Source organism: Bacilli bacterium (assembly GCA_036381315.1).
In the GTDB taxonomy this organism is placed as follows: Bacteria; Bacillota; Bacilli; order Paenibacillales; family KCTC-25726; genus DASVDB01.
In genome coordinates, this window is the sequence record DASVDB010000180.1 from 1 (window position 1) to 20,981 (window position 20,981).

The 20,981-nt window shown below is 54.0% G+C and carries 22 protein-coding genes; 21 read left to right on the forward strand and 1 reads right to left on the reverse strand.

Annotated features, from left to right (window positions below; all coding sequences use genetic code 11):
* The 16 genes from VF260_13360 to spoVM form a co-directional block, all read left to right on the forward strand.
* Nucleotides 1-620, forward strand: a 620-nt coding sequence (locus tag VF260_13360) for a methylenetetrahydrofolate reductase (GenBank protein ID HEX7058170.1), incomplete at its 5' end; no start/stop codon positions are given.
* Between the two features lie 71 nt (nt 621-691).
* Complete coding sequence (locus tag VF260_13365) at nt 692-1,576, forward strand: YicC/YloC family endoribonuclease (GenBank protein ID HEX7058171.1); 885 nt, start codon at nt 692-694, stop codon at nt 1,574-1,576.
* A 38-nt stretch (nt 1,577-1,614) separates the two neighbouring features.
* A complete protein-coding gene (locus tag VF260_13370) occupies nt 1,615-1,875 on the forward strand; it encodes a DUF370 domain-containing protein (GenBank protein HEX7058172.1) in 261 nt (86 codons plus the stop codon).
* Nucleotides 1,876-1,882: 7 nt separating this feature from the next.
* Nucleotides 1,883-2,518: a guanylate kinase gene (gene gmk, locus VF260_13375; protein ID HEX7058173.1), complete on the forward strand. Its 636-nt coding sequence runs from the start codon at nt 1,883-1,885 to the stop codon at nt 2,516-2,518.
* 17 nt (nt 2,519-2,535) lie between these two features.
* Nucleotides 2,536-2,733: a DNA-directed RNA polymerase subunit omega gene (gene rpoZ / locus VF260_13380; GenBank protein HEX7058174.1), complete on the forward strand. Its 198-nt coding sequence runs from the start codon at nt 2,536-2,538 to the stop codon at nt 2,731-2,733.
* Between the two features lie 101 nt (nt 2,734-2,834).
* Complete coding sequence (coaBC, locus tag VF260_13385) at nt 2,835-4,067, forward strand: bifunctional phosphopantothenoylcysteine decarboxylase/phosphopantothenate--cysteine ligase CoaBC (GenBank protein ID HEX7058175.1); 1,233 nt, start codon at nt 2,835-2,837, stop codon at nt 4,065-4,067.
* Entirely contained in the window at nt 4,067-6,535 is a 2,469-nt protein-coding gene (gene priA / locus VF260_13390; GenBank protein ID HEX7058176.1) for a primosomal protein N', read from the forward strand. The genes coaBC and priA overlap by 1 nt, the downstream gene beginning before the upstream one ends.
* A gap of 22 nt (nt 6,536-6,557) precedes the next feature.
* A complete protein-coding gene (def, locus tag VF260_13395; protein ID HEX7058177.1) occupies nt 6,558-7,046 on the forward strand; it encodes a peptide deformylase in 489 nt (162 codons plus the stop codon).
* Nucleotides 7,047-7,094: 48 nt separating this feature from the next.
* Entirely contained in the window at nt 7,095-8,030 is a 936-nt protein-coding gene (gene fmt / locus VF260_13400) for a methionyl-tRNA formyltransferase (GenBank protein ID HEX7058178.1), read from the forward strand.
* Nucleotides 8,027-9,397 carry a 16S rRNA (cytosine(967)-C(5))-methyltransferase RsmB gene (rsmB, locus tag VF260_13405; protein ID HEX7058179.1) on the forward strand — a complete coding sequence of 457 codons (1,371 nt, stop codon included), beginning with the start codon at nt 8,027-8,029 and terminating at the stop codon, nt 9,395-9,397. The genes fmt and rsmB overlap by 4 nt, the downstream gene beginning before the upstream one ends.
* 111 nt (nt 9,398-9,508) lie before the next feature.
* Nucleotides 9,509-10,561 carry a 23S rRNA (adenine(2503)-C(2))-methyltransferase RlmN gene (rlmN, locus tag VF260_13410; GenBank protein HEX7058180.1) on the forward strand — a complete coding sequence of 351 codons (1,053 nt, stop codon included), beginning with the start codon at nt 9,509-9,511 and terminating at the stop codon, nt 10,559-10,561.
* Between the two features lie 9 nt (nt 10,562-10,570).
* Nucleotides 10,571-11,326 carry a Stp1/IreP family PP2C-type Ser/Thr phosphatase gene (locus VF260_13415; protein ID HEX7058181.1) on the forward strand — a complete coding sequence of 252 codons (756 nt, stop codon included), beginning with the start codon at nt 10,571-10,573 and terminating at the stop codon, nt 11,324-11,326.
* A gap of 4 nt (nt 11,327-11,330) precedes the next feature.
* Nucleotides 11,331-13,367: a Stk1 family PASTA domain-containing Ser/Thr kinase gene (pknB, locus tag VF260_13420; GenBank protein HEX7058182.1), complete on the forward strand. Its 2,037-nt coding sequence runs from the start codon at nt 11,331-11,333 to the stop codon at nt 13,365-13,367.
* A 59-nt stretch (nt 13,368-13,426) separates the two neighbouring features.
* On the forward strand, nt 13,427-14,341 hold the full coding sequence (rsgA, locus tag VF260_13425; GenBank protein HEX7058183.1) for a ribosome small subunit-dependent GTPase A: 915 nt from the start codon (nt 13,427-13,429) through the stop codon (nt 14,339-14,341).
* Nucleotides 14,342-14,344: 3 nt separating this feature from the next.
* Nucleotides 14,345-15,016 (forward strand): ribulose-phosphate 3-epimerase, encoded by a 672-nt coding sequence (rpe, locus tag VF260_13430; GenBank protein HEX7058184.1) that lies wholly within the window; start codon nt 14,345-14,347, stop codon nt 15,014-15,016.
* Nucleotides 15,017-15,151: 135 nt separating this feature from the next.
* Complete coding sequence (spoVM, locus tag VF260_13435) at nt 15,152-15,232, forward strand: stage V sporulation protein SpoVM (protein HEX7058185.1); 81 nt, start codon at nt 15,152-15,154, stop codon at nt 15,230-15,232.
* 89 nt (nt 15,233-15,321) lie between these two features.
* Here spoVM and rpmB read toward each other — a convergent pair whose 3' ends face one another.
* Complete coding sequence (gene rpmB / locus VF260_13440) at nt 15,322-15,510, reverse strand: 50S ribosomal protein L28 (protein ID HEX7058186.1); 189 nt, start codon at nt 15,508-15,510, stop codon at nt 15,322-15,324.
* 154 nt (nt 15,511-15,664) lie between these two features.
* Here rpmB and VF260_13445 point away from each other — a divergent pair, with 154 nt between their 5' ends.
* From VF260_13445 to VF260_13465, 5 genes are all read left to right on the forward strand, one after another.
* Nucleotides 15,665-16,021, forward strand: a complete 357-nt coding sequence (locus VF260_13445; protein ID HEX7058187.1) for an Asp23/Gls24 family envelope stress response protein — start codon at nt 15,665-15,667, stop codon at nt 16,019-16,021.
* A gap of 15 nt (nt 16,022-16,036) precedes the next feature.
* Nucleotides 16,037-17,758 (forward strand): DAK2 domain-containing protein, encoded by a 1,722-nt coding sequence (locus VF260_13450; protein HEX7058188.1) that lies wholly within the window; start codon nt 16,037-16,039, stop codon nt 17,756-17,758.
* 19 nt (nt 17,759-17,777) lie between these two features.
* A complete protein-coding gene (locus VF260_13455; GenBank protein HEX7058189.1) occupies nt 17,778-18,632 on the forward strand; it encodes a DegV family protein in 855 nt (284 codons plus the stop codon).
* Entirely contained in the window at nt 18,629-20,683 is a 2,055-nt protein-coding gene (gene recG / locus VF260_13460; protein HEX7058190.1) for an ATP-dependent DNA helicase RecG, read from the forward strand. Before VF260_13455 ends, recG begins: the two co-directional genes overlap by 4 nt.
* 90 nt (nt 20,684-20,773) lie before the next feature.
* On the forward strand, nt 20,774-20,981 hold a 208-nt coding region (locus VF260_13465), incomplete at its 3' end, for a stage VI sporulation protein F (GenBank protein HEX7058191.1).

Consider the following 20,981-nt stretch of genomic DNA (forward strand, 5'->3'; position numbering starts at 1 on the left):
GGATCGATCATGTGCTCGCGATAACCGGCGATCCGGCGCGCTTTGGCGATTTGCCCGACGCCAGTTCGGTATACGATCTGACTTCATTTGAAATTATCCGGATGATCAAACAGTTGAATGAAGGCACCGCTTTTTCCGGGAAACCGCTGAAACAGAAAGCGCATTTCGTTGTGGGCGCCGCGTTCAATCCGAATGTGAAAAACCTGGAAAAAGCGGTGTTGCGATTGGAGCGCAAAATCAGCTCGGGCGCTGATTTCATCATGACCCAGCCGGTCTTTGATCCGCTTCTGATCGAACAAATCGCCGCGTATACAAAACATTTGTCCGTGCCGATCTTTATCGGCATTATGCCGCTGGCAAGCGGGCGCAATGCGGAGTATTTGCATAACGAAGTGCCCGGCATCCGGCTTTCCGATGAAGTCCGCCGCCGGATGGCCGGAACGGAAGGCGAAGCCGGCCGCCAGATGGGGATCGCGATTGCGAAAGAACTGGTGGATGCCACAATTGCTCACTTTAACGGCATCTACTTGATTACGCCATTTATGTTGTTTAATATGAGCGTGCAACTTACCGAACATATCCGGGCCAAGACCGGCACGCGCGCGAAGGGAGCCAACTGAAGAACCGGCGCCGTTTCCACTTGTACCCACTTTGAAAATAATTTAAAATAGGGTAATGGATGTGATCGCTCGTGTGGCGCAGTATGACCGGTTATGGACAAGCAGTTCGAAACCCGCACGGTTTTCAGCTGCGCGTCGAGATGAAAAGCGTAAACAACCGCTATCTGGAAATTTCCATCCGGATGCAGCGCGAATGGATGATGCTGGAAGAAACGCTGAAGAAAATAATCCGGCAATCGATTTCCCGCGGCCGGGTGGACGTATTTGTCACCATCGAACGCGACGCTGGCGCCGAACGGGATGTGCAAGTAAACATGCCGCTGGCTAAAGCTTATGTTGCGGCTGCCGACATGCTGCGGGAGGCGTTTCACCTTTCGGATACGGTAACATTGCAACATTTGCTCATGCTCCCGGATATGCTTTCTGTTAAGGAGACAAGTTCCGACGACATGAACGCTGTCGGGAATGAAGTGCAGCAATGTGTTCGCGATGCGCTTGAACAACTGATAGCCATGCGCGAGGCGGAAGGAAGCCTGTTGCGGGCGGATTTGCTCAACCGGATTGACGCCGCCGAAAAAATCCGTGCCGAAATGCTTGCCCTAGCGCCGCTGGCCGTCGCGGAAACAAGTGAAAAATTGCGGCAGCGGGTGCAAGAGTTGCTTACTGATCCGTCCTTGTTCGATGAGGCAAGGTTTGCCACGGAAGTAGCCATTATGGCCGACCGTATGAACATAGATGAAGAATTGACCAGACTGGCAAGCCATTTTGCGCAATTTCGGCGCTTGGCCGATTCTCGGGAGCCTGTCGGCAGAAAGCTCGACTTTTTGCTGCAGGAGATGAACCGGGAAGTGAACACCATCGGTTCCAAGGCGAACGTCACCGCGCTTTCGGCCAAAGTTGTCGAAATGAAGGCGGAACTGGAAAAAATTCGCGAGCAAGTGCAAAACATTGAATAGCATTAAAGCACCGCTTAAACCATTTAGGGGGAAAAGAAGTGGCCATTAAATTAATCAATATCGGATTCGGCAATATCGTCTCGGCGAATCGCATCATTTCGATCGTAAGCCCTGAGTCCGCTCCGATCAAGCGAATCATTCAGGAAGCGCGAGACCGGCATATGCTGATCGATGCCACGTACGGCAGAAGGACAAGGGCCGTTATCATCACCGACAGCGACCATGTCATTCTGTCTGCGGTGCAGCCTGAAACGGTTGCCCATCGTTTATCCAGCAAGGATGATGACAGCGAGGAGTAATTTTAACATGTTGGACGAGGGGCTTTTAATCGTATTGTCCGGTCCGTCCGGAGTGGGAAAAGGAACTGTCTGCGCGGCTTTGCGGGCGGCGACCCCACAGTTGGTATATTCGATCTCGGCGACAACGCGCGCGCCGCGGTCGGGAGAAAAGGACGGCGTCAATTATTTCTTTAAGACAAAAGAACAGTTCAACGACATGATCAAACGCGATGAATTGCTGGAATGGGCCGAGTATGTAGGGAATTTTTACGGAACGCCGAAAAGTTTTGTCGAGCAAACGATCAAATCCGGCAAAGACGTCATCCTGGAAATCGACGTGCAGGGCGCAATGAAAGTGAAAGAAAAATGGCCATCGTGCGTCTGCATTTTTTTGGCGCCGCCATCTTTGCAGGAACTGCGCCAGCGCATCATTGGCAGAGGAACGGAATCGGACGCCGCCATTCGGCATAGGATGGCAACCGCGGCGGAAGAGTTGCAATGGATGAAGCAATATGATTATGTCGTGATTAACGACCAAATCGCACTCGCATGCCAAAAAATCCAGGCGATTGTGCTGGCCGAACACTGTAAAAAAGAGAGAATGTTCGGCAAATTTGCCGGTTTGCTGCATGAAGTGACAAGGCAAAAAGAAACATCAAAATAAATATTGGGGTGGACATGATGCTGTATCCTTCGATTGACGAATTGGTGGAAAAAGTGGGCAGCAAATATTCCCTGGTGGTGGCTGCCGCGAAACGGGCAAGGTCTTTAAGCGACGGCGCAACTTCGGAACTTGCCACGCCGAAGTCGCATAAAAATGTCGGAGTGGCGCTCGAAGAAATTTATTTGGATCTAGTCGAGATCGACGATACAAAATAAGCGGCGGCCGTGTAAGCGGCGTACGAAGTAAAGCGGGCTGGCCCGCTTTTCGTTTATGCAAGGATGATTTTCCGAAAGCAGGGATCAAAGGTGAGGAAAATATGAAGCTTGCCGGAAAAACCGTACTGCTTGGCGTCTGTGGCGGCATAGCCGCTTTCAAGGCGGCGGCGCTATGCAGCAAATTGGCGCAGGCGGGCGCGGATGTGCGGGTGATCATGACCGCGTCGGCTGCCCGGTTTGTCGCCCCGCTGACGTTTCAAACGCTGTCCCGCCATCCGGTTTATACGGATATGTTTGACGAAACCTATGCGGGCGGCGTTTCCCATATCGACCTGGCGGACCGCGCGGATCTTGTCGTGATCGCTCCCGCCACCGCCAATATGATCGGAAAAATGGCGCACGGCATCGCCGACGATATGTTAAGCACGACGCTGTTGGCCGTCACCGCGCCCATTTTGCTCGTCCCGGCGATGAACGTGCATATGTACGGCCATCCCGCGGTGCAAGCAAACATACAACTGTTGAAATCGCGAGGCGTCGCCGTTATCGAGCCGGGCGCGGGCCAGCTGGCATGCGGATATGTGGGAAAAGGCCGGATGGCCGAGCCGGAGCAATTGTTTGCGCTGATTGCCGGCATGCTCGCCTCCGATCTTCCTTTGGCGGGCAAAAAAGTATTGGTCACAGCCGGGGGAACGCGTGAGCGAATCGACCCCGTGCGCTATATCATGAACGACTCTTCCGGCAAAATGGGCTATGCGCTGGCCGAGGCGGCGCGCGATATGGGGGCTCAGGTGACGTTGGTTTCCGGGCCGACCGCGCTAAATGATCCGGCGAACATGAATGTCATTCGCGTCGAGTCCGCGGTGCAAATGCTTGAAGCGGTGCTTCGGCATTTTGCCGATGCCGATATCGTGGTGAAAAACGCCGCGGTCGCCGATTATCGGGTGGAATCGCCCGCCCGGCAAAAAATAAAAAAATCCGGCGACACCATTACGTTGAAGCTCGTCAAAAACCCGGATATCCTGCAAACGATCGGCAGTAAAAAAACCAGGCAGTTTATTGTCGGTTTTGCCGCCGAAACGGAAAATGTGGCACAATATGCAATGGAAAAGCTGACGAAGAAAAACTGCGATCTCCTGGTCGCCAACAACGTGGCGGAGAAAGGCGCGGGTTTTGCCGGCGATACGAACCGGGTGCAAATTTTTGACCGCAACGGGCTGGTGGCGGAAAGCGGGCTGATCGCCAAAAAGGCGGCGGCGGAGCTCATTATGCGCGAAGTCGCGCGCCGGGTAAACGAACGGACGGGCCTTGGCGACGGCGGAGGAACAAATTGATGTTTGCGCAAGTAATCGTTGATGTTCCGGCAAAGCCGGTTAACCGTCCGTTTGACTATCGCGTTCCGCCGGAAATGGCATCGTGGATTACCATCGGCAGCCGTGTCGGCGTGCCGTTCGGTCCGCGTTTGGTGCAAGGTTTTGTTGTCGGGCTGACAAAAGAAAGCGCGCTTTCCGACAAGCAATTGCGCGATATTTCAGCCGTGCTCGACCCCGTCGCGCCGCTCAATGAAGAGCTGATCCGGTTGGGCAAATGGATGAGCTCCACTTACCTGTGCCACGAGGTCGTCGCTTTGCAGGCCATGCTGCCGGGAGCATTGAAAGCGAAATATGAAAAGAAGATTGCGGTGAACCGCGCTGTTGTCGAAAAAGGGGCATTTTCCGAGCGGGAGGCGGACATCATCGCCTATGTCGATGCCAGGAAGTCCGTCTCCGCGGAACAACTCATCCGGCAATTTCCCGACCGCGCCGCGCAAGTGAACGATTTGCTGCGGCGGGAAGCGCTTGTCGCATCGGGAAAAATCAAAGATCAATCCGCCGGGTTGAAAGCGAACATCGTGTTGCCGCCCGCCGATCCGAAACGGCTGGCCGACGCGATCAACAGCCTGCCCGGCACGGCGAAGCGGCAGCGCCAGGTGCTGGAATTTGTGCGGGACATGACGGAACCGCAATTGCTCGGCGAACTGGTGCGGCAATTGGGCGTTGGTTCCGCATCAGTCAAGTCGCTTGCGGAGAAAGGCGCGATCGTATTACAGGAGATCGCCGTCTACCGGGATCCGTACGACAATCGGCAGTTTATGCCAACCCGGCCTTTGCCGCTGACGGCGGAACAACAGCGGGCGTATGCGCCCATCGCCGCCAGGTTGCGGGCAAACAGCCATGAAGTTTTTTTGCTGCATGGCGTGACCGGCAGCGGCAAGACGGAAATTTATTTGCAGTTGATCGCCGAATGTTTGCGGCTTGGACGGGAGGCGATTGTCCTTGTCCCGGAAATTTCCCTGACGCCGCAAATGGTGGAGCGGTTCAAAGGCCGCTTTGGCGACGACGTTGCCGTAATGCACAGCAGATTGTCAGACGGTGAGCGTTACGATGAATGGCGGAAAATTTTGCACGGCAAAGCGCATATCGCAATCGGCGCCAGATCTGCCGTATTCGCGCCGTTTCGTCATCTCGGATTAATTATCATCGATGAGGAACATGAAGCTTCCTACAAACAGGAAGATAACCCGAAATATGACGCCCGCGAAGTCGCCGTCATCCGCGGCAAATACCACGGGGGCGTTGTGCTGCTCGGCTCGGCGACGCCTTCGCTGGAAAGCTACAGCCGGGCGGTCGGGGAACAGGCGGATTACCGTTACTTGCCGCTTTTCTCCCGCGTTAAAGGCCGGCCTTTGCCGGCTGTGCAAATCGTCGATATGCGCAACGAATTGCGGGACGGCAACCGTTCCATGTTCAGCCGCCCATTGTATCGGGCGATCGGCGAGCGGCTGCGCAAGCGGGAGCAAACGGTGCTGCTGTTAAACCGCCGCGGCTACGCCACTTTTATCTTATGCCGTTCCTGCGGATATGTGGCGAATTGCCCGCACTGCGATATTTCCCTGACGTACCATCGCCCGTCGCATACGGTGCGCTGCCATATGTGCGGCTATGCCGAGCGGGAAATGGCGGTTTGTCCGTCTTGCGGCAGCGAACATATACGCTACTTTGGCACGGGCACGCAGCGCGTCGAGGAAGAGCTTACCCGGTTGTTCCCGGGCATCCGCGTGCTGCGCATGGATGTGGACACGACGAACACCAAGGGGGCGCATGAAAAACTGCTGAACCGGTTTCGCCAACATCATGCCGATGTTTTGCTGGGGACGCAAATGGTGGCGAAGGGATTGGATTTTCCCCTGGTCACCCTGGTCGGCGTCATTACCGCCGATACGATTTTGCACTTGCCGGACTTTCGCGCGGCGGAAAAAACGTTTCAATTGGTGACGCAGGTGGCGGGAAGAGCCGGCAGGCACCAACTGCCGGGAGAAGTGATCGTGCAAACGTACAACCCGGATCATTACAGCATCCGTTTTGCGCAAAACCATGATTATCGCGCATTTGCCCAAAACGAGCTTGCGCTGCGCAAGGCGCGGGATTACCCGCCGTTCTCCCGCTTGATTCTGCTTACGCTTACGCATGAAAATCCGCAGCTGATTGCCACCGCAGGTGAAAAGCTGGCGGCGGAACTCAAGCTTGGCTGGGAGCGACAGCGGCGCAATACTGCCCAAGCGGCCGCATTCGCGGTTTACGGGCCAGTCGCCGCGCCCATCCCGCGGATAAAAGATAGATATCGGTTCCAATGCGTGATAAAATATCGGGGAGAACTACCCGCACAGGAGATTGTCGCGGACGCGCTTGCGGCGCTGTCGGATATATTCGAACATAATCGGATTTTGGCAAGTGTGGATGTGGATCCGCAAATGATGATGTGACGTTTTGAAGGAGGATCTTTTCATGGGAATACGTATCATAGTGAAAGACCCGGATCCGGTGCTTCGGGAAAAAGCAAAGCCGGTCACGAAATTTACGCCGAATCTCCACAAGCTGTTGGACGATATGGCCATGACGATGTATGATGCGCCCGGCGTCGGTTTGGCGGCGCCGCAGGTCGGCATCGGCAAACGGGTGATCGTGATTGATGTCGGGGATGAACACGGCCTGATCGAAATGGTCAATCCGGAAATCCTGGAGAGCGACGGAGAACAGTACGGCCCGGAAGGCTGCCTGAGCATTCCCGGCTTGATGGGCGATGTGAAGCGGGCGATGAAAGTCAAGGTGAAGGGCCAGGACCGCAACGGCAAGGAATTTACCATGACTGCGGAAGGTTTTTTGGCCCGGGCGTTTCAGCACGAAGTTGATCATCTAAACGGCATCCTGTTTACCGATTTGGCGGACAACATATACAAATCCGAGGAACGGAAAAAAAGCGATCCGGAAAAATAACCGGATTGTATCGAAAATACTGGAGTTGATCGTTTGAAAATCGTATTTATGGGCACGCCGGATTTTGCCGTACCTTGTTTGCGCGTGCTAATTGCTTCAAACCATCAGGTGATCGCCGTCGTGACGCAGCCGGATAGGGAAAAAGGACGCAAACGCATCGTAACGCCGCCTCCCGTAAAGGTCGAGGCTATTGCGCACGGCATTCCCGTCCTGCAGCCCGCTAAGCTGCGCGCGCCGGAAGCGGTGAACGAGATCGCGCAACTCAAGCCTGATTTGATTGTCACCGCCGCCTATGGACAGATATTGCCGAAGCGCATTTTGGAATTGCCGGCCTACGGCTGCATCAATGTGCATGCTTCGCTGTTGCCGAAATATCGGGGCGGAGCGCCGATCCATCATGCGGTCATGAACGGGGAAACATTAACCGGCGTAACCATTATGTATATGGCGGAGGGGCTTGATACCGGCGATATGATCAGCCAAATTGCCGTGCCGATCGATATCGCGGATACGACCGGAACGCTGCATGACAAGCTGTCTCACGCGGGAGCCAGGCTTTTGGAAAAGACGCTGCCGGACGTGTTCGCGAATTCGGTTATGCGCGTTCCGCAAAAGGACAGCGAAGCAACGTATGCGCCCAATATCCGCCGGGAAGACGAATGGATCGATTGGCACAAACCGGATCGGCACATCTACAATCAGGTCAGAGGGTTGAACCCGTGGCCGGTGGCGTACACGACGCTGCAAGGCGCAATTATGAAAGTGTGGAAATGCCGCATTGATCAGACGCCAAATCAGCGTAACGATGCCCTCCCGGGAACGGTGCTTGCCGTTACGCGCGAAGGAATTGTCGTGGCCTGCGGCGAGGGATGCGTCGTATTGACGGAAATCCAGCCTGCGGGAAAAAAGATCATGCCGGCGGCCGAATTTTGCCGCGGCGCGCACATTCATGCAGGGATGCGGTTGGGAGTGGAGCGATTGTGACCAACCGACATCCGTCATCCGCTCGCGAGGTTGCGTTGCAGGTGCTGGTCAAGGTGGACCGGGACCTTGCTTACAGCAACCTTTTATTGCATCAGGCGATTGCAGGGCAAAACCTCGCGCGCATCGACGCGGCGCTTGTGACCGAGCTTGTGTACGGCACGATCCAGCGGCAGAATACGCTTGATTTTTATCTGTCCCGTTTTTTGCGCCAAGGGGCGGATAAATTGGAATTGTGGGTGCGCGTCTTGCTGCGGTTAAGTTTGTTCCAAATTCTGTATCTGGATCGCATTCCGCCTCATGCGGCGGTCAATGAAGCGGTGAATATCGCCAAAAGTAGAGGGCATAGGGGCGTAGCGGGGCTTGTCAACGGCGTGCTGCGTTCGCTGCTGCGGGAAAAATCTTCGTTGCGGATTCCGCAAAACCTTCCTGCGGATGAGCGGTTGTCGCTTATTCATTCCCATCCGTTATGGCTAATCCGCCGCTGGATCGCCCAATACGGAATGGCGCGGACGGAAGCGATTTGCGCGGCAAACAATGTGCCGCCGCGGACAAGCTTGCGGGCCAATGCGCTGCAAATTAAGCGGGAAAAGTTGCGCGAGAAACTTACGGCGGCAGGCTACGCCGCCGTTTTATCGGAAGTGTCGCCGGACGGGATCGTTGTTTCCGGCGGGGGGAATCCGGCGCAAACGGAGTTGTTTCGGCAAGGTTACTTTTCGATTCAGGATGAAAGTTCCATGCTGGTGGCGCGCGCTGTCGACCCGCAACCGGGCATGACGGTGCTGGATTGCTGCGCCGCTCCCGGCGGCAAAACGACCCATCTTGCCGAACGGATGCGCAATGTCGGAACAATCTGGGCGAACGATTTGCACATACATAAAAAGCAATTGATCGAAGCGCAGGCCGATCGCTTGCGTTTATCCATCATACGCGCCACGGTAGGGGATGCCGCGCGTTTGGGCGAACGGTTTGCCCCGCACACATTTGACCGCGTGTTGCTGGATGCGCCTTGCTCGGGCCTCGGGGTTATTCGCCGCAAACCGGAAATGAAATGGCGCAAGACGGATGCGGATATCGAGGGTCTTACAAAAATTCAGCTTTCCCTCCTGAAAGCCGCGGCGCCGCTTGTAAAGCCCGGCGGAATTCTCGTTTACAGCACGTGCACGACCGTACCGGCTGAAAATGAAGAAATGGTGCGTACTTTTTTAGCGGAAGCGCCCGAGTTTGCCGAGGACGACGAATTGCCGCGGCTGATGCCTGCCGATGTATGGAACAAAGCCGGATTCGGCGCCGGGATGCTAAAGATCACGCCGGATTTATGGCAAACCGACGGTTTTTTTATCGCGCGGCTGCGCAAACAAACCGGCTGAAACGCTATTGCGGCACTATTATCGGGCGCTTTTAACGAATGCTGTGTCTTTTTCAAGATTGTGATAAAATAAAACGGACAAGCTTATGAATTTATATTTAGGTGTGATGGAATGAAACCGTTCATCTACGATTTGCCTCCGGATGCGCTCAAACAATGGATCAAAAGGGCGGGTGAACCGTCTTTTCGCGCTGAGCAAATATTTGATTGGTTGTATGTGAAGCGGGTTTCCCATTTTTCCGCGATGACCAATTTGCCGAAGGCGCTTCGCGCAAGGCTGGACGAACATTTTCAATTTGTCGCGCTGACGGAGATTACCCGGTTTACATCCAGGGACGGAACGGTCAAATTTTTATTCAATCTTCACGACAATCATGCGATTGAAACGGTGATCATGCGCCATGACTACGGCAACAGCGTTTGCGTTACGACGCAGGTTGGCTGCCGCATGGGCTGTACGTTCTGCGCCTCTACGCTGGGAGGGTTAAAGCGCGATCTTACGCCCGGCGAAATCGTCGCGCAAGTCGTGCAGGCACAGCGCATGCTGGATGCGACGGGCGAGCGGGTGAGCAACGTCGTGGTGATGGGAATCGGCGAACCGTTTGAAAATTACGACGCAACCATGACGTTTATCCGCATCATCACCCACGCACAAGGCCTGAATATCGGGCAGCGCCATATTACCGTGTCGACAAGCGGCATCGTGCCGAATATATACCGTTTCGCCGACGAGGGCCTGCAAGTAAGCCTGGCGATTTCGCTCCACGCTCCCAACGATGAACTGCGTTCCAGGCTGATGCCGGTCAACCGCCGCTTTCATTTTGCCGATCTGTTGGCCGCCTGCAAGTATTATGGCGAAAAGACGGGACGCCGAATCTCGTTCGAATACGCGCTGATCGGCGGCGTTAATGATCGCCCGGAACATGCGGAAGAGCTGGCGCAAGTGTTGAACAGTCTCCATATTCCTTGTCATGTCAACCTGATTCCGGTCAATTATGTGCCGGAACGAAATTATGTGCGTACGCCCCGCAACCAAATATTCGATTTCCACCGCATTTTGGAAAAACACAACATCAACGCGACGATTCGCCGCGAGCAAGGCGCGGACATTGAAGCGGCGTGCGGCCAACTGCGGGCGAAACATATGCAGTCCAGTACGAGGTGAACATTGTAGATGAAAACAGCCAGCAAGTCGGATACCGGATTGGTTCGATTGGTTAACGAAGACCGCGCCGTTGTGCAGCACGATTTGCACGGCTTTACATTGGCAATCGTCGCCGACGGCATGGGCGGGCATCAGGCGGGCGATATCGCGAGCCAACTGGCCATTGAAACCGTGCAATCGGAACTGCAGCATATCGACAGCGGTTTGGGACTGTCCGCGTGTGCCGCGGAGCTTGCCGCGGCGGTGCGTACGGCGAACCGGAAAGTGTTCGACCTTGCGTCCAGCGAGGATTTGTATCAAGGCATGGGGACAACGATCGTGGCGGCGCTCGCGACTAGCGAGATCATCATTGTCGCGCATATCGGCGACAGCCGCGCTTACTTGTTTTCCGCCGATCAGGTGACGCAGCTGACCGAGGACCATTCGCTGGTCAACGAATTGGTCAAATCCGGGCAAATTTCCCCGGAGGAGGCCAACTCGCATCCGCGCAAAAACGTGTTGACGCGCGCGCTGGGAACGGAAGAAAATGTGGAAGTGGAAATCTCGCAGCACAAATGGAAAAAAGGCGATATCGTCCTCATGTGCAGTGACGGACTCAGCAATTTGGTTGATGAAGAAACGATTAAATCCGCCGTATATGCCGAAGCAGACCTTGAGCAAAAAGCGAGCCGGCTGGTGGCAAGCGCTTTGGAAGCCGGCGGGGACGATAATATTACGGTCGTGTTGTTGGAAAACGACGAGAGCGGCCGCAATGGGGAGGGATAAAGGCATGATCGGACATATATTGGGCGGTAGATATGAAATATTGGAACGCATTGGCGGCGGCGGGATGGCATTGGTCTATAAAGCTTTTGACAAATTGCTGAACCGCAAAGTCGCGGTGAAGGTGCTGCGCCAGCAGTTCGTGAATGACGAGGACTTTATCCGCCGTTTTCGCAGAGAAGCGCAGGCGGCCGCTTCCCTTTCGCATCCGAATGTAGTCAGCATTTACGACGTAGGTCAGGAAAACGACACGCATTATATTGTTATGGAATATGTCGAAGGCAAGACGTTGAATGAGATGATCAAAGAACGCGCGCCGCTGCAGGTGGAAGAGGCGGTCCACATTGCCGCGCAGATTTGCGATGCGTTGGATCACGCCCATCATAATCAAATCATTCATCGGGATATTAAACCGCATAATATTTTAATAGGGAAAAACGGCAGGGTGAAAGTGACCGATTTTGGAATCGCCCGCGCCGCGACGTCTTCGGATATTACGCAAACAGGCTCGGTGATCGGGTCCGTGCATTATTTTTCGCCCGAACACGCGAAAGGTGTGGCGCAAGGAGCCAAATCGGACATTTATTCGCTCGGAATCGTCATGTACCAGATGCTGACGGGCAGGCTGCCGTTTCATGGCGAAAGCCCGATCAGCGTGGCGCTGAAGCATTTGCAGGAAGACGTGGAAGAGCCGCGGAAAGTGAATCCGATGATTCCGCAAAGCGTGGAAAATATCATTTTGCGAGCGATGCGCAAAAAGGAAGAAGAGCGCTACGAATCCGCAAAAGCGATGCTGCATGATTTAAATACTTGCCTGTTGCCCGAACGCATGAATGAGAAAAAAATTCGTTTTATTGCCGAAAATGCCGGCGATGAAGAAGAAACCCGCGTCATGCCGGCGATTGGCTTGAAAACGGCGCCGCAGTCGGGCAACGCGAAGCGAAGCGAAAACCGTCATAACCTGCCCGGCGCGGAAGCGGCGGTCGAAAGGCGGAGTTGGCTGAAGCCGACAGTCTGGTCTGTCGTGATCATTTGTCTCCTTTTGGCCATGTGGCTTGCGGTTCAGTATGTACTGGGCAAAATCCGAGTCCCGGATGTGACCGTTCCGAATGTGGTCGGCGATACGATTGAGCAGGCAAAACAAAAACTGACGGATGCGAAACTGACGATCGGACCGATTGATTACCAATTCAGCGATACCGTTCCGAAAGATAATGTCATGGAGCAGGAAAAATCCGGAACCGTTAAAGAGGGCGCCTCGATCGGACTCGTGGTCAGCAAAGGCGTGGAATTGGATCTTATGCAAAATTATATCGGATTGCGGTGGGACGAAGTCGTGAATGATCTGTCCGCGAAATACGGCGATGATCATATCGAGAAACGCGAGGTCGAAAGCGACGAACCGGCAGGCGAGATTATCGACCAGTCGCCGCAGCCGAACGAAGAATTCGATCCCAAAAAGATCAATTTGTCGTTTACCGTCAGCAAAGGGCAGGGAACATTCCCGATGCCTAATCTGATCGGCAAAAATAAAGAAGAAGCGATGGCGGAAATTCTCAAAAACGATCTTGTTGCGGATGAAGCCAATTTTATTTACGAAAAAAGCTATTTCCCTGCCAACACCGTCATCAAGCAATTCCCGTATGAGCCGGGGCAGCCTGCGGAAAAAGGCAAAAAAATCGTCCTCACCATCAGTTCCGGTTTTCTGGATGACGCCATAGAATTGCCCAAAGACATTCCGGTATCGCCCACGGCGCCCGGCGAAAAGACGGCCATAAAAATTACGGTCAGCGACGCCCAGGGCAGCCGGGACTTGATAGCGGAAGATATAACGGAAGATAAGCATTATACCGTCATGGTTATCGTATCGAAAACGACGAATGCATCCATTACGGTGCTTAGGAACGGCACCATTGCGGAGATTTACAGCGTTACTTATTCCGATGCCCAAAAAATGCTTGATTCCGGCGATGAGACGGGAGGGCCGGTTCCGGAAAATTTGCCGGCACAAGAGCAAAATCCGGATGAAGGCGCTGCGGAATGACGGCCGCAGCGCCGCAAAGAACTGCCTTTGCAGTGGCAAGGCAGTCGGGAGGCGACCGCATGCCGAATGGCCTGATTATGAAAGCGCTCAGCGGCTATTATTATGTGCGGCCCGACGATGCAAGCGGTAACGAGCTTGTGCAATGCCGGGCGCGCGGCGTGTTCAAGATTAAAGGCGTAACCCCTTTAGTCGGTGACCGCGTTGTGTATACCGTCACGGAAAACGGCGAAGGAACAGTGGCGGAAATTTTTCCCCGCCGCTCCGAACTGATCCGGCCGCCCATTGCCAATCCCGATTTTGCCCTGCTCGTGTTTTCAACGCGGGAGCCGGATTTAAACCTGACGCTGCTCGATAAGTTTCTGGTGCATGTTGAAAAAGCCGGCCTGGAGGCGGCGATTTGTTTTACCAAACTCGATTTGGCCATAAAGAGCGAGGACTTTCGGACAACAGCCGGCATGACTGTTCGCGAAGCGCGGGAATGCTACGAGCGAATCGGTTACGACACTTTCCTCGTATGCGCCAGGGACGGCACGGGAATACCCGATTTGTACGCCAAATTGCAAAACCGGATGACGGTTGTCGCCGGACAATCCGGAGTAGGCAAGTCGTCGTTGCTGAATGCGCTGATTACGGATTTGCGGTTGGAAACCGCGCCGATCAGCATGAAATTGGGGCGGGGCAAACACACGACCCGCCATGTGGAATTAATCGGATTGCCGCATGGCGGCATGATCGCCGATACGCCCGGCTTTAGCCAGTTGGACTTTGCGGATATTGCGCCGGATGAGCTTACGCAATATTTTCGGGAGTTTGCGCAATATGCCGATAGTTGCAAATATCGCGGATGTTTGCATGTATCCGAACCCGGCTGCCAGGTTCGCCGGGCGAAGGAGTCGGGCGGGATCGCACCGCACCGGTACGAAAATTACCGGATTTTTTTGGAAGAACTGAAAGCAAAAAAGAGGAGGTGCTAATCCATGATCCGCATCGCTCCGTCAATTCTTTCCGCCGATTTTGCCAGGCTGGGAGAAGAAATCCGGGATGTTGCCCAAAAGGGAGCGGACTGGATACATGTCGATGTGATGGATGGGCATTTTGTGCCGAATATGACCATCGGCGTACCGGTGGTCAAAAGCATCCGCCCTTGCACCGAATTGCCCCTTGACGTCCATTTGATGATTGAAAACCCGGACTTTTACATACCGGATTTTGCTGCCGCGGGCGCGGATATGATCACAGTGCATGTCGAAGCCTGCCGCCATTTGCATCGGACGGTGGAATTAATCAAACAGCAGGGAAAGAAAGCAGGATTGGCGTTAAATCCGGCGACGCCGGTTACGGCTATCGAGCCGATGCTGCCGTTTGCCGATCTCGTGCTCATCATGACGGTAAATCCGGGCTTTGGCGGCCAGCAGTTCATTTCCATGACGCTTAAGAAAATCAAACAATTGCGCAGTCTGCTTGCGGAACGAGGATTGAAACATATCGATATTGAAGTGGACGGCGGCATCAATGAACAGACCGCCGCCGCAGTCGCAGCGGCCGGCGCAAACGTGTTCGTTGCGGGGAACGCCATTTTTACGGCCTCCGACCGCGCTGCCGCAATCGCCGGCATCCGGCGCGCGGCCATGCAAACGGTAAAGCGTTAAAACTGGCATGAATCAAACGGCAAAAGCATACGATGGTACCATAAAGCGATATGTTTTTTGGTACCATTTTTCATATGCAAGAATATACATGGTAAAGGTGGAAGCCGCGAAAACAAACCGCTGGGAGGGCTGAAGATGAAATTCTACACAATCAAGCTGCCGAAATTTTTGGGAGGGTTTGTGAAAGCGATTTTGAATACGTTTCAGAAAAACTGAGAACAATTGCTGCGGTTGTGTTTTGCCATTATCGCAATAATCGCAACACGAAAAAAAGCACCAACGGAAGGTGCTTTTTGTCTGCCCAATTATACGCGTAAGACTTTTCCGGATTTTAATGCCCTGGTGCTGACATAAACCCGTTTCGGCTTGCCGTCCACCAAGATGCGCACTTTTTGCACGTTAACTCCCCAAGTGCGCTTCGTTTTATTGTTGGCGTGAGAAACATGATTTCCTTGCTTCGGAGATTTTCCGGTCACGAAACATTTACGCGACATTCGCGTTCACCCCCTTGAACACACTTTATAATGATAGCACAGCCTGAAAAATAACGTCAATACGCCGCGAGTAACGGATATCATTTATTTATTCGCGCGGTTATAGTACAATGTGTTATAACCCATAATATCCCTTGAAGGAGATGGATAGGCGATGCCCATTGAAATGGCCGGCGAGAACGGCAAAATCCTCATTTCGGATGAAGTAATAGCGGTAGTTGCCGGTTCGGCGGCGCTGGATTGCTACGGATTGGTCGGGATGTCTTCGCGCAAGCTGAAAGACGGCATCGCCGAGATGTTGGGGCGGGAAAATCTGGGCCGCGGCGTCGCGGTGCGCCGGGAAAATGACATGCTGCATATTGATTTATATGTCATTGTCAGTTACGGCACAAAAATTTCCGAAGTCGCGCACAACATTCAATTGAAAGTGAAATACGTGTTGAACGAGATCGTGGGGTTGCATGTCGATCATGTCAATATTTTTGTGCAAGGAGTTCGCGTATCTCGATAGGGAGGAGAGACATACTTGAGTAAGCGCTTTATCAACGGTACTGATTTTAGCACCATGGTGGCGGCAGGCGCCGAATTCCTTGCGGCACGAGTGCAAAATGTGAATGCGTTAAACGTTTTTCCCGTACCTGACGGCGATACGGGCACGAATATGAACTTGACCTTGTCTTCCGGAGCGGAAAGCTTGCGGAAGAAGCCGTCCGCGCATTTGGGCGAGGCGGCTGAAACGTTTGCAAAAGGCTTGTTGATGGGAGCGAGGGGCAACTCGGGCGTCATTTTGTCGCAATTGTTCCGCGGCTTTGCCAAAGGCGTGGCGGGGTTGTCCCAGGCGGATCCGCAAGCGTTTGCCACAGCATTGCAGCAAGGTGTGGAAACGGCTTACAAAGCGGTCATCAAGCCGGTGGAGGGAACCATTCTGACGGTGTCGCGGGAAGCGGCCAAACATGGTATGGCTGTTTCCCGGCGCGCTGACAATATTCTGGATTTGCTGAACGAAGTGCATGGACAAGCGCAGCGGGCGCTTGCGCGAACGCCTGAGCAGCTTCCCGTCCTGAAACAGGTTGGCGTTGTTGATGCGGGTGGACAAGGCCTGGTATTCATCTATGCGGGGTTTATCCAGGCGCTTAGGCAAGATGGCGGATCGCCGGCGCCGGTTATCGCCGAGCCGCCGCAAGGGAATGCGCAAGCACATCTTCCCGCCGAAAAAAAACGCAGCGCGCAATCGCAGCTTGCGACGGAAGAAATCGAATTCGGCTATTGCACGGAGTTTATCGTAAAACTGGGTACGCGCATGCTGCAAGACCATGCTTTTTCCGAAGACGAATTCCGCAGGCAAATGGGCCGGTTGGGCGATTCGTTGCTGGTTGTTGCCGACGGCGAATTGGTAAAAGTACATATTCATACGGAAGCGCCGGGCGATGTCATGAATGCGGCCATGAAATACGGCGCGTTGACGAAAATCAAAATTGAAAACATGCGCGAGCAGCATACGCATATCCTCGAACAGGATGAATACAGCGAAGACGGCAGCCTGATACCGGCAACGAACAATCCGGTAGACGCGGCGGAAATTGCGGAAGAAAAAGCATACGGTTTTGTCGCGATCGCTGCCGGCAGCGGAATTTCCGATATTTTCACGAGCATCGGCGTGGATTATGTGCTGTCCGGCGGGCAGACGATGAATCCCAGCACGGCCGATATTGTGGAAGCCGTCAATCGGGTGCGGGCGAATACGGTATTCGTTTTGCCAAACAACTCCAACATTATTTTGGCTGCGGAGCAAGCGAAGGAACTGGCGCAGCGAAACATCGAAGTGATCCGTACCAAAACCATGCAACAGGGCATGGCGGCGCTTCTGGCTTTTCAGGAAAATGCCGACCTTTCCGCAAATCTTGACGCGATGCGGCGGGCCGTGCAGCAAATACGCTCGGGCCAGGTCACGTTTGCCGTTCGCGATTCGCAGTTTGCGGACATTACGATCAAAGAAGGCAATTATTTGGCGATGGCCGAAAACCAAATCGTCGCCGCTTCGCCCGATTTGCTCGCCGTATGCATGGAGCTTATGCAAAAGATGATCGTCAATGGCGACGAAATGGTGACCGTTTTCACCGGGGCGGACGCCGACGAAGATGTCACCAACCGGATGCTTGCGCGGATTAAGGAGCAGTTTCCCGAAGTTGAACTGGAAGTGCATTTTGGCGGTCAGCCATTATATTTTTATTTGTTTTCTGTGGAATAAAATATTGAGGTGAGCACAGTTGGCGCAAATTCGTATTGTATCGGACAGTACGTCGGATATCCCGCAAGAATTGAGAGCCAATCTCGGCATCGAGACGGTTCCTTTGAAGGTGCATTTCGGAAACGAGACTTTCCTGGATTCCGTGACGATTACGCCGGAACAGTTTTATGAAAAGTTGATACAAGCGACGGAACTGCCGACCACATCCCAGCCTTCTCCGGCCGATTTTGTGGAGTTATACAAACGCCTGTTGCATAAACCGGATACGGAAATCATCTCCATCCATTTGTCCTCCGCATTAAGCGGGACGTACCAAACGGCTGTTTTGGCCAAGTCGTTGCTGGAAGGCGGCGAACACATTTCGGTCGTGGATTCCAAGCACGCTTCATACGGCGTCGGCATACTGGCCGTTGCCGCGGCCAATGCCGCTCGCGCGGGAAAATCTAGGGAAGAAATTTTGGACCTGGTCAAATATGTGCGGAATACCATGCGCGTCTATTTTATTGTGGATACGCTGGAATATTTGCATAAAGGAGGCCGTATCGGCAAAGCCTCGGCATTGTTCGGAGCGCTCTTGAACATCAAGCCGATTCTTACGATCGACGAGGCGGGGGAAGTGGCGGCGGTGGACAAAATACGCGGCAGCAAAAAAGCCATGCAGCGGATTCTTGAACTTTTGCGGCAAGACTTTGGCGACAAGCGCGTGCATGCCGTGATTGCCCATGCGGGAGTCGAGGTTGACGTAGAGGAATTGACGGAACTGGTGCGCGGCAATTTTGCCGTTGAAGATCTTACCCATACAAAAATCGGCCCGGTTATCGGCACGCATGTCGGTCCGGGCACTACCGCCGTATTTATGTATCCGGTGCAATGACACTTGATTTGGCGTCAATCCCCGTACAAGACGTGCAAGGCGTCGGGGCCCGCAAGGCGGAAGATTTGCAAGCGCTTGGCATTTATACGGTACAGGATTTGCTGGGTTATTTTCCGTTTCGGTATGAGGATTACCGTCTGCGCGACTTGGCGACGGTCGCGGACGGTGAAAAAATTACGGTTAAAGGCACCGTTTACGGCGAACCGTTCGTACAGATGTTTGGCAAAAAAAAATCGCGGCTTGTTTGCAAGGTGATGGTGGACCGCTTGATCGTGACCGCCGTTTGGTTCAACCGCCATTTTTTGAAGGACAGGCTGCATCCGGGGGCGGAAATCGTACTGAGCGGAAAATGGGATCGGCACCGCAAACATTTGACCGTGGCGGAGAGCGAATTCCCGAATTCCCGCGAGCCGCAGGCCGGAGCTCTGCAACCGGTATATTCCATCGGCGGTCCGGTTACGCAAAAAAGCTTGCGCAAAATAATCCGGCAAGCTCTGGCCCAATACGGCAATCTGATTTCCGAAATTTTGCCGCGCCCGCTAGTTGCCAAACATAAGCTTATGCCGCGCAAGGAAGCGTTTTTCGCGATGCATAAGCCGGATACGGTGCAAGCCGCCGCAAGCGCCCGGCAGCGTTTCGTGTATGAGGAGTTGTTTCTGTTTCAATTGAAGCTGCAAGCGTTGCGCACGCTTGCGCGCAGCCGCGCCGACGGCGTCGCCCACCCGATTGAAGCGGAAAAGGTGCGCGCGTTTGTGCGCGCTTTGCCGTTTCGCCTAACGGAGTCGCAAAAAAAAGTGATCGCCGAGTTGCTCCATGACATGCGCGCGCCCTATACCATGAACCGGCTGTTGCAAGGCGATGTCGGCGCCGGGAAAACCGTGGTTGCCGCGGTTGCGCTGTTTGCCGCGGTATCGTGCGGCTGCCAGGGAGCGTTGATGGTGCCGACGGAAATATTGGCGGAACAGCATTTCGCATCGCTGCAGAAGCTGTTTCATCCGTATGGCACGCAAATCGCCCTGTTGTCCGGCAGTTTAACCGGGCGGGAACGCGCCGATGTGATAGCCGGATTGCAAATGGGCATAATCGATATTGTCGTCGGTACACACGCTTTGATTCAGGAAGATGTGGCATTTCGCAAGTTGGGACTTGTTGTCGTGGACGAGCAGCACCGCTTTGGCGTGAATCAGCGCAGCATATTGCGCCGCAAAGGGATGAATCCGGATGTGCTGACAATGACGGCGACGCCGATTCCCCGGACTTTGGCGATTACCGTATTCGGCGACATGGACGTCTCCAGTTTGACCGAACTGCCCAAAGGAAGAAAGCCGGTCAAGACATACTGGGTGAAGCCGGACATGCTTGCGCGGATTATCCGGTTTATTATGAAAGAAGTCAACAGCGGGCGGCAAGCTTATGTCATCTGTCCGCTGATTGAAGAATCGGAAAAACTGGATGTGCAAAACGCGATCGATATTCACGCGAAGCTGTCTAGCATGCTGGAGGGAATCCGGGTCGGCCTGTTGCATGGACGCATGTCCGCCGCGGAAAAAGATCAGGTGATGGCGGAGTTTTTAGCCAACCGCTGTCAGGTGCTGGTGTCCACAACGGTTATCGAAGTTGGCGTCGATGTGCCGAATGCGACGGTCATGCTGATTTATGACGCGGAACGCTTCGGATTATCTCAGCTGCACCAGCTCCGCGGCCGGGTCGGGCGCGGCCGGGAGCAATCTTACTGCATTCTGCTCGCGGATCCGAAAAGCGAAATCGGCAAAGAGCGGATGCGCGTCATGGCAACAACGAACGACGGGTTTGAGATAGCCCGGCGGGATTTGGAACTGCGCGGTCCCGGCGACTTTTTTGGCACGAAGCAAAGCGGCTTGCCGGAATTCAAGCATGCCGATTTGACGCATGATTTTCACCTGTTGGAGATGGCGCGAAACGATGCCGCCGAATTGGTTCGCATGAGCGCATTTTGGACGGATATCGAATATACGCCGCTGCGCGCGTTTCTGGAAAAGGAAAAGATTCGATCCGGCGCGCAGTTTGATTGAACCGCCATGATGATCGTCACGATTAAACCGCTGCCGGCATAGCATAGAGAATGTGGTACATTTTGCTGACAAGCGGCGGAGGTGGCGGTTATGGGGTATTTGCAGTATGGCATCAGCCGCAATTTGGTTGAGCGCGTCAAAAAAAAGCTGAAAAACCCGCAGCACAAAGAATACGTCAAGGCTGTGCTTAACGGCGTGACCAAGCAGGATTTGCAAAATCGCGCCAAGGTGAAGAAATTGCTCAATTTAATCGCAAACCGGTTGGATGAACCGATTGTCGAGGCGGAAAAAGAAGCGA

What these genes read in the sequence shown, in the direction of transcription:
- gmk (HEX7058173.1), top strand. Translation starts at nt 1,883, where the DNA reads ATGTTGGACGAGGGGCTTTTAATCGTATTGTCCGGTCCGTCCGGAGTG.
- rlmN (HEX7058180.1), top strand. Translation starts at nt 9,509, where the DNA reads ATGAAACCGTTCATCTACGATTTGCCTCCGGATGCGCTCAAACAATGG.
- def (HEX7058177.1), top strand. Translation starts at nt 6,558, where the DNA reads ATGGGAATACGTATCATAGTGAAAGACCCGGATCCGGTGCTTCGGGAA.
- rpoZ (HEX7058174.1), top strand. Translation starts at nt 2,536, where the DNA reads ATGCTGTATCCTTCGATTGACGAATTGGTGGAAAAAGTGGGCAGCAAA.
- recG (HEX7058190.1), top strand. Translation starts at nt 18,629, where the DNA reads ATGACACTTGATTTGGCGTCAATCCCCGTACAAGACGTGCAAGGCGTC.
- priA (HEX7058176.1), top strand. Translation starts at nt 4,067, where the DNA reads ATGTTTGCGCAAGTAATCGTTGATGTTCCGGCAAAGCCGGTTAACCGT.
- VF260_13415 (HEX7058181.1), top strand. Translation starts at nt 10,571, where the DNA reads ATGAAAACAGCCAGCAAGTCGGATACCGGATTGGTTCGATTGGTTAAC.
- spoVM (HEX7058185.1), top strand. Translation starts at nt 15,152, where the DNA reads ATGAAATTCTACACAATCAAGCTGCCGAAATTTTTGGGAGGGTTTGTG.
- fmt (HEX7058178.1), top strand. Translation starts at nt 7,095, where the DNA reads ATGGGCACGCCGGATTTTGCCGTACCTTGTTTGCGCGTGCTAATTGCT.
- coaBC (HEX7058175.1), top strand. Translation starts at nt 2,835, where the DNA reads ATGAAGCTTGCCGGAAAAACCGTACTGCTTGGCGTCTGTGGCGGCATA.
- VF260_13445 (HEX7058187.1), top strand. Translation starts at nt 15,665, where the DNA reads ATGCCCATTGAAATGGCCGGCGAGAACGGCAAAATCCTCATTTCGGAT.
- rpe (HEX7058184.1), top strand. Translation starts at nt 14,345, where the DNA reads ATGATCCGCATCGCTCCGTCAATTCTTTCCGCCGATTTTGCCAGGCTG.
- pknB (HEX7058182.1), top strand. Translation starts at nt 11,331, where the DNA reads ATGATCGGACATATATTGGGCGGTAGATATGAAATATTGGAACGCATT.
- rpmB (HEX7058186.1), bottom strand. Translation starts at nt 15,510, where the DNA reads ATGTCGCGTAAATGTTTCGTGACCGGAAAATCTCCGAAGCAAGGAAAT.
- rsgA (HEX7058183.1), top strand. Translation starts at nt 13,427, where the DNA reads ATGCCGAATGGCCTGATTATGAAAGCGCTCAGCGGCTATTATTATGTG.